This window comes from Lysinibacillus sp. A1, assembly GCF_000801965.1.
Classification (GTDB): Bacteria; Bacillota; Bacilli; order Bacillales_A; family Planococcaceae; genus Lysinibacillus; species Lysinibacillus fusiformis.
Genome location: NZ_JSZM01000039.1, coordinates 1 through 14,959, shown reverse-complemented (window position 1 = coordinate 14,959; position 14,959 = coordinate 1). Strand labels below are relative to the sequence as shown.

The 14,959-nt window shown below is 34.3% G+C and carries 15 protein-coding genes and 1 other annotated feature; of the genes, 3 read left to right on the top strand and 12 right to left on the bottom strand.

Annotated elements, in window-relative coordinates:
- Positions 1–62: 62 nt before the first annotated feature.
- The 4 genes from PI85_RS21575 to PI85_RS21560 form a co-directional block, all read right to left on the bottom strand.
- Positions 63–731, bottom strand: coding sequence for a DNA alkylation repair protein (locus PI85_RS21575; protein ID WP_036126065.1), 669 nt, complete (start codon positions 729–731; stop codon positions 63–65).
- Between the two features lie 274 nt (positions 732–1,005).
- A complete protein-coding gene (locus PI85_RS21570; RefSeq protein ID WP_036126068.1) occupies positions 1,006–2,367 on the bottom strand; it encodes an amino acid permease in 1,362 nt (453 codons plus the stop codon).
- 82 nt (positions 2,368–2,449) lie between these two features.
- Positions 2,450–2,701 (bottom strand) — a binding site (T-box leader).
- Between the two features lie 105 nt (positions 2,702–2,806).
- Positions 2,807–3,373, bottom strand: a complete 567-nt coding sequence (locus PI85_RS21565; protein ID WP_036126071.1) for a GNAT family N-acetyltransferase — start codon at positions 3,371–3,373, stop codon at positions 2,807–2,809.
- Positions 3,374–3,835: 462 nt separating this feature from the next.
- Entirely contained in the window at positions 3,836–4,321 is a 486-nt protein-coding gene (locus PI85_RS21560; protein ID WP_036126073.1) for a DUF2975 domain-containing protein, read from the bottom strand.
- A 288-nt stretch (positions 4,322–4,609) separates the two neighbouring features.
- Here PI85_RS21560 and PI85_RS21555 point away from each other — a divergent pair, with 288 nt between their 5' ends.
- Positions 4,610–5,230 carry a class I SAM-dependent methyltransferase gene (locus tag PI85_RS21555; RefSeq protein ID WP_036126076.1) on the top strand — a complete coding sequence of 207 codons (621 nt, stop codon included), beginning with the start codon at positions 4,610–4,612 and terminating at the stop codon, positions 5,228–5,230.
- Positions 5,231–5,463: 233 nt separating this feature from the next.
- On the opposite strand, the gene PI85_RS21550 is transcribed toward PI85_RS21555, so the two are convergent.
- Together PI85_RS21550 and PI85_RS24540 are read right to left on the bottom strand one after the other, a co-directional pair.
- A complete protein-coding gene (locus tag PI85_RS21550; RefSeq protein ID WP_036126078.1) occupies positions 5,464–6,483 on the bottom strand; it encodes an acyl-CoA--6-aminopenicillanic acid acyltransferase in 1,020 nt (339 codons plus the stop codon).
- A 3-nt stretch (positions 6,484–6,486) separates the two neighbouring features.
- Positions 6,487–7,263: a MerR family transcriptional regulator gene (locus PI85_RS24540; RefSeq protein WP_036126080.1), complete on the bottom strand. Its 777-nt coding sequence runs from the start codon at positions 7,261–7,263 to the stop codon at positions 6,487–6,489.
- A gap of 318 nt (positions 7,264–7,581) precedes the next feature.
- Here PI85_RS24540 and PI85_RS21540 point away from each other — a divergent pair, with 318 nt between their 5' ends.
- A complete protein-coding gene (locus PI85_RS21540; RefSeq protein ID WP_052323595.1) occupies positions 7,582–9,291 on the top strand; it encodes a methyl-accepting chemotaxis protein in 1,710 nt (569 codons plus the stop codon).
- 329 nt (positions 9,292–9,620) lie between these two features.
- On the opposite strand, the gene PI85_RS21535 is transcribed toward PI85_RS21540, so the two are convergent.
- The 6 genes from PI85_RS21535 to PI85_RS21510 form a co-directional block, all read right to left on the bottom strand.
- Complete coding sequence (locus PI85_RS21535; RefSeq protein ID WP_036126082.1) at positions 9,621–10,046, bottom strand: YfmQ family protein; 426 nt, start codon at positions 10,044–10,046, stop codon at positions 9,621–9,623.
- Between the two features lie 350 nt (positions 10,047–10,396).
- Positions 10,397–10,894, bottom strand: coding sequence for a DinB family protein (locus PI85_RS21530; RefSeq protein WP_036126085.1), 498 nt, complete (start codon positions 10,892–10,894; stop codon positions 10,397–10,399).
- A gap of 210 nt (positions 10,895–11,104) precedes the next feature.
- Positions 11,105–11,752 (bottom strand): type A chloramphenicol O-acetyltransferase, encoded by a 648-nt coding sequence (gene catA, locus PI85_RS21525; RefSeq protein WP_036126087.1) that lies wholly within the window; start codon positions 11,750–11,752, stop codon positions 11,105–11,107.
- A 208-nt stretch (positions 11,753–11,960) separates the two neighbouring features.
- Entirely contained in the window at positions 11,961–12,959 is a 999-nt protein-coding gene (locus PI85_RS21520) for an NADP-dependent oxidoreductase (RefSeq protein ID WP_036126088.1), read from the bottom strand.
- Between the two features lie 36 nt (positions 12,960–12,995).
- A complete protein-coding gene (locus tag PI85_RS21515) occupies positions 12,996–13,331 on the bottom strand; it encodes a helix-turn-helix transcriptional regulator (protein ID WP_036126089.1) in 336 nt (111 codons plus the stop codon).
- A gap of 184 nt (positions 13,332–13,515) precedes the next feature.
- Positions 13,516–14,112, bottom strand: coding sequence for an SCO family protein (locus PI85_RS21510; RefSeq protein WP_008181322.1), 597 nt, complete (start codon positions 14,110–14,112; stop codon positions 13,516–13,518).
- 583 nt (positions 14,113–14,695) lie between these two features.
- Between PI85_RS21510 and PI85_RS21505 the strand changes: the two genes are divergently transcribed.
- Positions 14,696–14,959 (top strand): DUF485 domain-containing protein (locus PI85_RS21505; protein ID WP_039392461.1); only part of this gene is annotated, 264 nt, incomplete at its 3' end.

Genomic DNA, 14,959 nt, shown 5'->3' with positions numbered 1-14,959 from the left:
ACTTTTTGGGGTCACTTCAATTTCTGAAAAGCGCCTCATTGTTTTGCATGAAATAGCGGTAACTAATTATTTTGTCGTTTGTTCACTTCAATTGTAATGAACTCTGGTAAATAGCTGGGCGTACATCCTTTTGCCACTTTTTCATCTTTGTAAAGACCCGTTTTCTCACCAAGTTTAATACAACGTGCTCGATTCTTTTCATCATAAACACCAATCCATCCTGCTGTGAAGTTCATAGCCCACTGTACTTCCGGTTCTTCCTGCATAATAGTAGCTTCTAATGCAGATAGCAGGTGTACAGTGTTATCAGGAGGTATTTGCCCAGTCCATCTCAATCGCCCTTGATAATACCAGAAAGCTCGCCTTTGAAGAGGTGAAGGGCTATTTTCCCATGACTCCATTAACTCAATTTTCTTTTTGTCTTTTGTGAGCTGATTCGCCATTAACCAATCCATTAAGTTATTTCGCTCATCAAAAGTGTGAGTCTGCATATCCTCATCAAGCTTATTTAGCACATCCTGTGAAAGACATTTTTTGTCCATAATTAAAATCGCTAATAGTCTAGGCAAAAACTCTTCGGTTGACCAAAGTTCCATAGCTAGTTCATGGTCTTTTTTTATGTCCTTCGCGATTTTTCGTAGGTCGCCTAGCTTCGTTTTACGATTGATCTGAGATAGAATGTTTTCTGCTTTTGAAGGGCATGTTATTTCTGTATCTTTTTGTTCATCCATTTTATACAGCTCCTTTATTAAAGCATTATTTCATAATCGATATATCCAAAACTTAATGTCGTTATACGTATTATGCCCGTGCTGTTCCTCCAAAGTTTATCTTTTTTCATAGAAAAAGTCCAAGAAATGTTGGTTTAACAGCATTTCTTGGACTTTGATTTCTTTTTGGGACATTCACGTTTTCTAGAGCATACACATGATTAATCTTAAGATAGCTGTATCCAATCGATTTACGTCCCATTGAAGGAAATATCGGTTAAATAAAATGATTTAACTATTTTTTCACATGTATGCCTTTGTATCCAATAAATAAGATTAAAAACCAAACTGGTGCGACATATAGCGCAATACGCATGTCTGGAATAAACGCCATTAACACAATCACCATTAATAAGAATGCAATGGCAATATACGTAGAAAGTGGATAAAGCGGAATTTTGAATTTCAGCTTGGCTACTTCCTCTTTCGTTTTTGACTTTCTAAATTTCAATTGTGCTAATAATATAATCATCCAGCTTGTTATGACTGCCACAGTTGCAACAGCAGAAATATAGATGAACACTTTTTCAGGTACTATATAGTTTAAGACAACCGCCATTAATAACACCGCTGAAGAAAATAAAATCCCTCTACGTGGACTACCGTTTTTGCTTACTGTTTTGAAATAGGCTGGACCATTCTTCTGTACCGATAAGTTATGTAGCATACGTCCTGAACCGTATAGACCACTATTAAATGCAGACATCGCTGCTGTAATGACAACAAAGTTAATAATGTGAGCTGCAGCAGGAATGCCGACATAATCAAAAATTTGAACAAACGGGCTACCCTCTGAACCAACTTCGTTCCATGGATAAATAATCATCATAACGCCTAATGCACCAATATAGAAAATTAATATACGCCAAACGATGTTGTTAATAGCTGAAGGAATTGACTTGCTAGGATTTTTTGCTTCTCCTGCAGAAATACCAACTAATTCAACCCCACCGAATGAGAACATAACTAATACGAGTGACATTAAAATACCATGGAAACCATTAGGCATGAAGCCACCGTGTGCCCATAAATTATCGAAGCCAATTGCTTCACCTTGGTTGCCAACACCGAAGAAAATAATGGCTAACCCTAGAACGATCATACCGATAATCGCAACAACTTTAATCATCGCAAACCAGAATTCAAATTCTCCGTAGGCTTTTACATTTGCTAAGTTTACAAGCGTCATTATAACGAGTACTGCAAGGGCAGTTACCCATTGTGGAATATCTGGGAACCAGTAGTTAATGTATACACCGACTACTGTTAATTCTGCCATACCAACGACAATCCACATGAACCAATACGTCCAACCCGATAAGAATCCAGCAAAGCGCCCTAAATATTTATTCGCGTACGTACTGAACGAGCCTGAAACAGGTTCCTCTACTGCCATTTCGCCTAATGCACGCATAATTGTGAAAATAACTAATCCGCCAATTAAATAAGCTAGTAAAATAGATGGCCCAGCCATTTGGATGGTTGAACTAGAGCCATAAAATAAACCGACTCCAATGGATCCGCCAAGTGCAATTAATTGCATATGACGTGTACTTAATCCGCGCTTTAGCTGTGAATCTTGATGATTGTCTTTCATAATGTCTAACTCCTATTACGTTTAGATTTTCAAATACTTTGCTCAAAAAAGGAATAAAAAAAAAACGCCCTTTTGGATTAACCAAAAGGACGATTCAACTCGTGTTACCACCTTTAATTTATAAGCAATTCACATTACTTACCTTAAGAAGTACGGTCATTTGACGATACTCTCGCACATGATTACGGGTGCTTACCGGTGTAGCCTACTTAGAATAATCTTTTCGGTACACAGCTCCAAGATGAATTCTCAATCGTTTTACATGCACCTCTCATCAACCGGTAACTTTCTGTTCGTAAAAATAATTGATACTATTTCTTTTCATAGCCTTTGTTCTATACAAATATTTTTGAATTATTTTTCATTTTACAGCAAAAAAATATTTTGTCAATATAAAGTTTTTTATTGCAAATGATATTTTTCAATACAAGTCACCAATTTAATTTATTTTGGAATAAATACAAGTGTCAGTCAGCTTGCTGCCATCTGCGGATAAATCCTCATTCCTTAATATACCTTCTAACATAAAACCAAGCTTTTCCGGAATAAAACGACTTTTAAAGTTAGTTGAATCACATCTTATTTCAATTCTCTTACATTCGAGATGATTTAATCCGAGGTTCACTAACTCCTTTACCGCCTCCGTCATATAGCCATTACCGCTATATTTGGTATTAATCCAGTATCCTATTTCACATTTAGGAATGCTCCAGTCAATCCCATGAAGGCTCGCGGTTCCAATAAGGTCCTTGCCGCCGCTTTTATCAAAAATAAGAAAACGAAAGCTTTCTCTTTTTAAAAAATTTATATGAGCATCCCTTAACAATATTTCTGTTTCTTCAACGGTAGGAAGTTGTTGGAAAAGTGACAACCACTCTTTCAATTCGGTAAAGGAATCTTGAATGGCTTGGTTCACCACTTCTCCGTCTCCAGTTAGAAGCGGTGCACGAAGAATTAACCTTTCTGTTTCTAATTCTAAAGGAATATCTAATAACAAAGGGTTCATTTGATTTGCCCCAATCCTTGATTATTTTAGTATAATAAGCATACCTGTTCTCATGAATAGGAGATCCCTCCCCACCTACCGAAGTTCTCTTCTCATCACAGCCATATGTACATTTCGTAGTATTTTATCCAAAGGAATAGGTTTAGTCAACGACTATTGTTCGACAATATTTCGCCCTTTAGATGATGAAAGAAAGACGCTTTCCTAACTATAGAAATGCGTCCGATTTGAAAAATGACTGTTCCAAAACCTATTCTCATTATTAATTGTCTTCGTCACCTTTGTACGCCAAAATATCAAGTGGCTGGCAATCCAAAGTCTTGCTTCTAATGCGAAACGCTTTTGCTTCCCCATTTTTTATACTAGAAGGATTTTAATAATCTTTTTTGGAAAGCTCCGTTAAGCTCATTTTTCATTTTGCCACATCACATCAATACTCATAATAATTGCTATATATCCACCTCAAACGGTCCAATGATTTTCTGATTTTATATGAATCGCTTCTTGTAGAAGTCGTTGGAGGATTGAAGCAAAAACAGCAATCATCAACGAAGCGAAAATAATGATGAGCACCACTATACCAATAGGAGGGTCAACTTTTCTTGCTATAAAATGAAAGATTGGCATACCTAAAGCATACAGCCCGCTGATTATAATCGCGCAACACTTGATGTTTTTTAATGACTTTACAGATAACTCAGAGAACGTAGTGTCCTCATCAATATATTTTAAAAGCTTAATAGCCTGATAGAGAGCAAAGAAAAAAGGCATGGCCGCTCCATACATTACGATGAAAATAAGAGATGTCATTGGAGAAAAATTTGGATACAAACTTGATGCGAAATTAGCTATATGGGGCACTAAAAATATACATAAAGCAAGAATTGCAATTCCAGCCAGAAAAATAATTACCTTTAAGAAAATGGTTGAACCTCGTTTAACATTCATTTGAAGCACCTCACTTATTTAATAACATTATAAATTTACCACAAGTTTTATTGTTTAGCGATAAAATTACATTGTTTTAAATTATATTATTATTGTTTTTCATATAAAATACCTAAAATTTATACTTTACTATAATAACCCCTTTTCTAAGATCTTCAAATACGCTCTTTTTTAATGGGAATTTTTTTATATTTTGGTATGATGACAGTAAAGTACTGCCATCGGAGGGTTCACAGAATTATAAAAGGCTAAATACTTAAATATTCCGTTGAAAGGTTGGACGATACATTGAATAATACTTGGAACAAGATAATTTACAAACTGGGCTCTTCCTTCTACGATAAATTTTTTAACACAGGTATTTTTTTAAAAGCTAGAAGGAGGATCTTTCAAGAAGTACCTTTTAAAAGCAAACAAAAAATATTGTATGTAGGTATTGGTACTGGAGCGGATTTAGAATTAATTGATTACGCTAAATATGATATTACAGCCATTGATTATTCTCCTGACATGTTAAATAAAGCTAAAAATAAATTCAAGAACACTACTATTCAATTTTTAGAAATGGATGCTCAAAAAATGTCGTTTGAGGATGAATCCTTTGACTATATTGTAGCGAGCTTAATTCTTTCGGTTGTTCCTGATGGTAGTAAATGTTTTGGAGAGATGATCAGAGTTTTAAAAAAGGATGCAAGAATGCTGATTTTTGATAAATTTGCTCCTAAAAATCAAAAAATCACCTTTCCAAAAAAGCTGTTACGTCCATTTATCAGTTTGTTAGGAACCGATATTGGTAGAAATTTCGAAGAACTCATTAATCAAAACAAACATCAGATAAAAATAGAAAAAGATCATCCTGTCATGTTAAATGGCATGTATCGATATATTGAAGTAAGTAGAGTATCTTAGCTACTACTACCTAGAGGCATAATTGCCCTGGCATTATGTCTATATTTAGTTAACCTTAAATATATTATGTAAACTAAATGCAATAAAAAATAAAAGCACCAATACATGCACAATGTATTGGTGCTCCCGACAGCAATTAAAAGTATTATTAATATTCATCAATCAACTAAGTTTGCTTTCTTAACATTCAAAATGGCAACTACTGTTTATGGCGAAATAAGAAACCAAAGAATTTAGTTTATATTAATTTTTCCTTTAATAACAGTTGGAAGAGTTAAAGTCTCGCCCAAATAATCCTTTAACGAAACCATAATTGGTGCACAATTCTCTCCTACACCAATTATCAGGGATAAATCTTTTGGCGAATAGACAACTGTATGTAATGTTCCGAAATACTCTTTATAGTATTTATAAAACAAGGGAGAGTGTCCATCATTAAAGTGATAATATAAAGATATTGGTGATAGTTTCTTTTTTAAAAGACTATTTACATATTCCTTTCGCTTTAATGAACCCTGTATTTCACTTCTATTTTTATCTTGTAATAGTTCTGATTCAAAATGATTTGTACAGGATAGTGACTTTCCAAAACGAATAACCTGTTTATGAGGAGAAGCTTCTACGACTACCCCTACTCCACTCGGATCCGTAATCGAATAATTGTAACAATATCCATGAGGAATGTTTGAAATTAAGTCGACTGCCTCTCTTATACATCCACATTGATCTAATAACATTCTAACAATTGTTGTTGCAATAAAACCTTCTTCTTTGTCATGATTATTTACAAAATGTAATCCAACAACAAGCCCTCTTTCATTCATCCCATCAAGCCTTCCAATTACCGAATGGCTAAATCCAACACTTGCATAGCCATCTGTTGGATTACAAAATACGAGTCTTGCATCGTACAATTCTGGACTAAAATCATAATTACGTACGTAATTATGATCATTTACAAATGTAGTACATCCCATCGGTGGAAAAGATACATCATATCCGCTATAAAACTTCACGATAAGGTCTAACTCCATCTCTAGCCCATTTGCTATACCTTTAAGTTCCTCTAAAATACCTGGTGAAACAGTCTTTAGTACTTCCTGAGCCTTTGTTGAATTAGAATTAGTACTTAGCGTTTGAAGCAAATTAAATTGTTCTAACAACATGGATGTTTTAATTTCTTTACTTTGTTTCAATCCGATATTAGGATAACTACCCTTTAACTCTACAATGCTTACAATCAACTCTTCCATGTCTCATACTCCTCTCCTTACAATTTGAGTAACTGGCATTAACAAATCTAATTCAGTAAAATCCACACCATGATACCACTCCAGGATTGAAGATGTTGGCGTCCATTCATGTTCGGAAGCATAGCGTAATAATTTGTGGTAACCACTTTGAATTGTTGAGATCGAATCTTGATAAGGCATTGCAATGCAGATGCATTGCGGTATGCGTTCTATAAAGGCTGTTTCTGATAAATTATTTATTTCTAAATCAATTGGGATACCAAAACCAATTTGTGCTTTAATAAATTCATTACCAGATATATATTTCAAGTAACAATTTTTAATAGGAATTTTTATATTTTTTAATTCATTCCCTCTACGCAAAAAATGTTCTTTGAATTTTCCTATTTTAGATTCTGCATTATACCAAATAATCTGTTCTGCACTTTTTTCTGTTAGATAAATCTCCCTACTTATAGAATCACTTTCTAAATAGCGGAGGCTGACCGTTAAAAGGTCCTTTTTCTTGTTAATATTATTAATCCAATTTTCCATCATCTGCTTTTGTTTTGCTTCATCGTTTTCTGTTAAATAGACTTTAATATCTTTTATTGGTATATCAGCTAAACGTAAACTTGAAATCAACTTTACTGTCGCTATTTGATCATTGGAATATATCCGATAACCATTTGTACTTCTCTCTCGTGGTAAAAGTAAATTCTTTGCTTCATAATACCTTAATGCACTTTTAGAAATACCCGTTTTTTCAGAAAAAAGCTGTATATTCATGAATTCAGTCAAATTTACCATCTCCCTAAGTCTAATGTTAAACCTTAAAGTAACTTGAATGTAAAGGTAAATTTCTCGAAAAAAATGACTCGCCCCATCCAGCTAGTCAATTAAAAAGGATTAATTATGTAAGCTTCATTAACCTATAGTACGGAAAATGAATTGCGAACAAAAGATATGAAGAGCCACCAACCAAGGTCAAGTTTTCGAAAATTCATAATTTATAACCTAAAGTAATAACTTTGTTCCAAATAATATTGATTAACCATAACTAAAGAACTATAATTAATTGAAAAGTTGAGATAGTTAAAAAGAAGGTGGTAAGTATCTATGAGTCAACAGCTGAAAAATGGTAAGGTCAGAAAAGGAAGTTTAAAAAATCGCATTATCGGATTTACACTTTTACTGTTTATTTCGGTTATCAGCATTAGTTCCTATTTGAATATTAGTACAGTTAAAGAAAATGTTTCAGAGGCTCTATTAGAAAAGAGTATTCAGCAAGTCGATGAAATTGCACGTCAAGCGGAGTATATTTTACTTTCTACTTCTAATCCTACAGTGGAATTGCAAAATTTTGTTGAAAACAAAGCTAAGCAAAGTGGAATAGCTTATGCAGTTGTCATTGATAAAAACGTTACGGCAATTGCTCATAGTGATCAAGAGAAAATAGGTAAAAACTATGAAGATGACCCCTACTCTGTAGATGGAGCAAAAAATGGGGAAACTATGACGAGTAGATTTTATGCGGATGTTCAGAAAAGTTGGACGTTCGATATAATGGTACCCATTTACATAGATAATAAGCTTTACGGTTCTATGGATGTTGGCATTTTTGAGGGCGATATCACAAAGGTCACGAATGAAATTTTATTAAAGGAAATTATTACAGTTAGTGTTGGCTGTTTAATCATCATTTTACTAATGATTATTATTTTAAATAAAATGTTTAAGCCTTTGTTGTTAGCAGTTGATAAATGCAATGAAATGGGAAAAGGAGAATTCAATGAGTTAATCAATTTAAAATATACAAGTAGAAATGATGAAGTAGGCAAGCTTACAAATGCATTAAATGAGATGCAGAATAATTTTGTTGATTTACTTAATGAAATCAGTCTAACTTCAAAAAAGGTAACTGCATCTTCTGAAGAACTTAAAGATTCTACTAGTATTTCTTTAGAGTCTTCAAAGGATTTATCATCCGCTGTTGAAGACATCGCTAAGGGTGCAGTAGAACAGGCAAAAGATACCGAATATGGGACTACAAGTATTGGAGAGCTTGGTGAATTAATTGAAAGTAATCAAGGTCATTTAGAAAACCTAAATAAATTTGTCGATGAAGTAAGCAATATAAAAGATGAGAGTTTACTCATATTAAAGGAGCTTGTTGCTACAACAGAAGAAAATAATAAGGCAGCAAATGAAATTTATACTATCATTCTCACGACTAACGAAAGCTCTGGGAAAATTCAAAATGCAAGTCAGATGATAAGAACTATTGCGGAACAGACGAATTTACTAGCCCTAAATGCGGCTATTGAGGCGTCTAGAGCTGGTGAAGCAGGAAAAGGATTTGCTGTGGTTGCGGACGAAATAAGGAAGTTGGCAGAACAATCCAATCAGTTTACTAAGGAAATTGCCACGGTGATAGGAGACTTAACAGGAAAAACTGGACAAGCAGTTCAAACAATGCAAGAAGTGAATAATCTTGTCAATTCGCAAACAAAAAGTGTTGAAACTACAAATGGTAAATTCGAAGATGTTGCAGTTTCTATTGAAAAAATAAAAACGGTAATAGAGGATTTATATAACTTAGGCAATAATATGGGTGAAAAAAAGGACGAAGTAATAGATATTCTACAAAACTTATCTGCTATATCAGAAGAAAATGCAGCTGGTACGGAAGAAGCAGCCGCATATTTACAGAATCAAACAAACTCCATTTATGAAGTTGCCCTTTCTAGTGAAGAATTAGCAAAGTTAGCTAATACAATGGAGGAAAATGTCTCTAAGTTTACTATTCAAACAAATTCACAGCGATAATAAAAACAAAGCTCAATTTCTCTAATTTATACAGAGAAATTGGGTTTTTTTCAAAAAACAACTTTCCTTAGCGCTACCTATCCGTTATACATAAGGTATATGTAAGAATGCGATAAAATAGAAGGATTTATTGTAAGAACCTTTGCAGAAAAACTGAAAGATATTGTCTTGTGCCTGTATCTATTGGTTCTTTTGTAATTCCTGCAAAAAGAAATAGTAAATTACTATACAAATGAGTGGAGAGATCAGCAGTTTGTGTAGAAGAGGGATTCTGCACCGAAACCGCAGTTTTAACCGAATCCCTACTTTTCAAAAATTTAATTAGTTGTTTAAATAGTGAACTTTTGCAGATTTTCTGAACTAAGACAATATGAAATCACTTTCTCTTTACGTTTCTTGACTACATCCACATGATCATCGTAGGGAAAAATTAAGAAATCCACCTCTTTTTTGCCACTTTTTAAGTTGATGACAAATGGAGTAACATTCGTCTCAGGTCGTAAAAATAATTTTTCATTGCCAGGAAATATGTAATATTTTTTCAAAAAGATAGCTTTATTAAAAATATCTATAAATCTTATTTTTTCTCCCTCTTCTAAATTATTTCCATTAAACGTGACCGTAACTTCCTTTGAGTCTAGTTCTTTGTGAAGTTCAAATTTATTTACTATCCATGCCACAGCTATACTTGGTGGGCTCATTAACAATTTAATAATAGATCCAATTACTATCGTAATGATCAATCCTGCTGTCATCTTTTATCAACTCTTTCAGCCATTTTTTCTTCATAGCTATTACTTTATTAATTATTTGATTTCTCACTAATATGTAATGTGGCTATATGGATGTTTGATCATCCGCCTTTCAATAATAAGGGATTTATATTTTTTATCACCATCCAATTTTAAATTTTTTTGACCATCCACTTAGGATTAATACAATTTCATCAAAATAAAAGGAGCGTTCAAAACGCCTTGTCTTTTATAAGACAATTGATTTTGGACGCTCCTTTTATACTAAGCATTTTCATGTAAGGTGGCAGACATTTGCTAAAATATGAGCCTTCAAGCTATGTTTCTACCCTTTTCCAATGAAGAACCTTCGCTCATGATGTTTGTTCGTCAGCCGAGGGACCGTACATACCAGGGACAGGAATATCGAGAAGGCGCAAGTATACTCCGAGTTGCGCTCGGTGATGGACCATATGGCTTAATCCGAAGGTACGGAATGCGAGTGCACGTGGCTCACGGCGAATGATATGGTCACCTTGACGCAAGGTCCATACTTGACCCAGCATAATCTCGTCACATTCGGCAAGCATTTGTTCCAGCATGTCAACGTTTCCGTCAAACTCATTTAAAATATCCGATTGTTTTTCTAAAGGTTCTCTTCTTAGCGGTACAGTTAAAAGATCAAACTCTGAGTATTGAAGTATAGCAATTTGCCAGTTCAGTATGTTAATCAAATGTGTGGCTAGCCCACCGAGCGTCATCGACTTCTCGTGAGGTTTCCATGACAGATGCTCCTCAGGCAAACATTCCAAAATGCGACGTGTAGCGGCCAATTCATGCGATGTGTCACCGACGATCAGTTGTTTAATCATAATTTCTCTCCTCCCTTTTGGTTAGTTTACTATAAATTGCATTTAAATAGAAAGTCTCTCTAGTTACTAGACCGTTATACATAAAACGGTGGTTTCAAAAACATAACATTGGTGTCTTGAGCTATGACGGACGCTTCCACCTTCTCTTTACAAATAGTCTGCTAAGTCCAAGAAAAAAAGAAGCTGCAATCACAGCTCCTTTTATAAAAACTATAGCCACTCTGCACTATTATCAGCAAGTTTTTGCAGCTCATTCATAAAAATTCCTGCATGATAACCATCACAAACAGCATGATGAAACTGTAGTGAAATTGGTAAGCGGTACTCCCCATTTATAGAAGCATATTGAGCACCCGTTATTATCGGTAATAGATAATCTCCACCATTATGAATGTTCAAATTAAATCCGGTGAAAGAACACCATGGTATCATGGAGATAGGGATATTATTTTCAGGTATAGGCATTTTGGGAAACATTCGATCTGTACCATTATAAGTTTCTATATCTTGCTCATATTGTGTGTAGAATTCAGTAAATGTAGTGTAATTGGATGTCCAAACGCAAGAAAATGTGCATGACTGTTTATCAAAAATTGTGTATGAAGGCAACATTTCCTCCCAATACCCTAGCTGCCCTTCTGCGTTAAAGTTAGTTCTGAATTCTTGATGTGCATTGACAACTTTAGTTATCATAAATATAAACGCGGGATATAGTTTCAAATTCTTTTTCTTTAAATTCTCCATCAAAACAGTAATATTAATATCATTCGTTATACTGAATGATGTTTGTTGTTGCAAATAGTGTTCAAAATACTCTTTTCGTTGCCAATTCTCGCGGTCTATCAAATAAAATTTCATATTTTCACGCCTCCTAAAATTTTGGTTGGTTTTAGGAGGCTATTTTCACTGTTTTCTTCATTTAAATCATCCTTTTTTTTAAATCAACCTTAATTATCTTCCTAATTCTAGCGCTTATTTTACAGCAAAATTTGCTGTAATAAAACGAAATTTATAAGTGAGCATTTTCTTTGCCAACATAGGATAACAACCTGATACTCTTAGACCATTACTTGATTTTGACAATAATCTTCCCCTTAGCCCTTCCAGACTCGGCATATTCCATCGCTTGTTGAGCTTCTTCAAATGAAAAAATTCTATCTATGACAGGTTTGATTTTACCTGATTCAATAAAGTCCGCAATTATACGTAATTGCTCACCACTTGGCTTCATAAATAAAAATGAATAGTGAGCATCATGCTTCTTTTCAAGTGCCGTCAGTTTATAACTTGCTGCTGAAAACAATAATCTTTTAAAAAACCCTGAGCCATGCTCTTTTGCAAAGCGGGCATTCGGTAAGCCTGAAACTGAAACGATTTTTCCTCCACGTTTAATTATCTCAAAGGATTTTTCGAGTGACGTCCCTCCGAGTGTGTCCAAAACTGCATCGTAATTTTCTAATAGCTCCTCAAACTTTTCTGTCTTATAGTTGATTACTTCATCAGCACCGAGAGTTGTTACTAGATTTGCCCCAGCTTCACTAGCAGTCGTTGCCACAGTTGCCCCCATTAATTTAGCTAATTGAATAGCAAAAGTACCGACACCACCAGACCCTGCATGAATCAACACTTTTTGTCCTGTTTGTAATTGCATGATGTCATGCAATGCTTGATATGAAGTTAAGCCAACGAGTGGGATGGACGCAGCTTCCTCAAAACTTAAATTTTTAGGCTTTAACGCTATGTCATCCTCATGAATTGCGATAAATTCGGCAAAGGTACCAATTTTGCTTTTACGTGGCCGTGCATATATTTCATCTCCTACTTTAAATCGATTTACCTTTGTACCAACCCTTACCACAACTCCTGAAAAATCATTTCCGAGGATTAGAGGCATTTCATACTTAATTAATAGTTTTACTTTCCCATCCCGTATTTTAAAATCGATCGGATTAATACTGGCCGCACGAATTTCAGCTAGAATTTCATATTCACCAATATTAGGTGTAGGCACTTCTGCAAAACGCATGGGAGCATTGCCATATTTATCAATTACCATTGCTTTCATGTTGATTCCTCCAATTCATGTCCGATACCAGTCGTTTCAATAATATTCCTTTAACAACGATTCAATATCTATAACAAGTGTTTTTAATAAACCTAATTTCGTACGAATATCGATATAGTAAAAATTTTTTGTCCCTTCTTTACGCATTAAAATAACGCCAGCATCTCGTAAAATTTTAAGATGGTGTGACACAGCAGGTCTAGAGAGATGTGTTTGCTCTGTGATTTCGCCAACACGCAAGCCTGTTTGACAATCTGTTGCCATTAGAACAAGTAAAATAGATTGACGTGTTTCATCACCAATTGCCAATAATACCTTTTGACAGTTCATAAAATTTTCTTTAATGGTGTGCAGTTGTTCCTCTTTAGTCATTGAGTGAATACCTCCTGTAATTAGTTGAATAGTTTAAGTTATTGAACCGTTGTGCATACAACAATATAATACAGGGCTACTCCGTGCAATATTGAGAAAGTAAATCGAGACGAATCAATTTCCGAAGCTCGTCTCTAAACAACAAAAAAACACAGAAGTCACATGGACCTCTGTGTTACTTGAGTTACTTGCTTTCTTTGATAAGAGCCTTCATATCTCCAACGATTGTTTCAACTGGTACGTTTGTCGCGCCATCGTAGTCTTTTACAACTGTGCCGTCTGCATTCACTAAATAATAGCTCGACATATGTATGACTTGGTCTGAGTTAGGATCATTCTTAACTAATGAATTGAATGATTTACGTGCAAATTGCTCGATAAATTTCTGCTGATAGCCAGTTAATAGCTGCCATTTACTTTCATCTACAACGTTATACGTTTTTAAGTAGTTTGTTAATACGTCTGGTTTATCCACTTCCGGATCTACACTAAATGCAACAATTTGATAATCCTCAAGACCTTCATCCTGTAGGGCCTGCTGTACTTCTGTCATATTAAATGTCATAGGCGGACAGATTGTCGTACAGTTTGTAAAAATAAACATGGCCAACCAAGGCTTGCCCTTTAAATTATCAAGGCTCACTTGTTCATTTTTTTGATTCGTTACATTAAAATCTTGAACCTCAATATTTAGAGATGGCTCAAACTTGTAACTTCCGCAAGCAGCTAAAATGCTACTGAATGCTAGTACTAAAACTAGCAGCATGCTTTTCTTTTTCATTATTTTGCACACTTCCCTTCATTTCTTCACCTTATTTTATGCATTCTAGATGTCAAATACAAGATAATGAACTTATCCAAGCGGTGCATTTTGTGTAAGTTGTGAACATTAACTATTTTTGGCATTACATCACTCTACTTCTCCCAAATGGCTCTCCTTTTTTAAAAAATTTTCAAAGCTTTTTTTTATTATTTTCGTTATTTCCCAAAGAAAAAACTCTTTGTTATATAACAAACGATTCCACGCTATCAATCAACACTGGATATTACTAGCAGAATAATAAAATACAGAAAATTCTCTTTTAGGTGATTATTTTCTCCCATAGTCATTTTTATTAGGAGTAATCTATTTTAAGAATATTATATCAATAGAAATAAACACTCTCTTTCATACAATAATTTTCTAGTAAAACCTTAATATTTCTATGTTATTCCCACAAAAATGAAATGACTAAAAATTATAAAAACTCAAAAATTAGTATTGCATTATAAGAATATCCCCCATAAAATAAGTGAATATAACGGCGAACGAAAAAGAAATATGTCGTTTAAAACAGAAATATAAAACTTTAGGGGGAATAATAATGGCGAATGTTTCTAGTGAAAAACAAGCACAACCCGTTGATTATCATGCAATTGAGGCAATGGAATCATTCAATAGCTTTGTGAAAAAGAAAAACACCTTTCTTTTCTCGATTACCGCAGTGTTTCTTATTCTTTATATTTTGCTTCCGATTCTTGCATTTCAGCCTGTACTACAACAAAAAATCTTCGGAAATATTACTGGGGTGTGGGTTTACTCAGCTGGATTATTTATCATGACCATTGTGCTCTGTACAGTATATGTA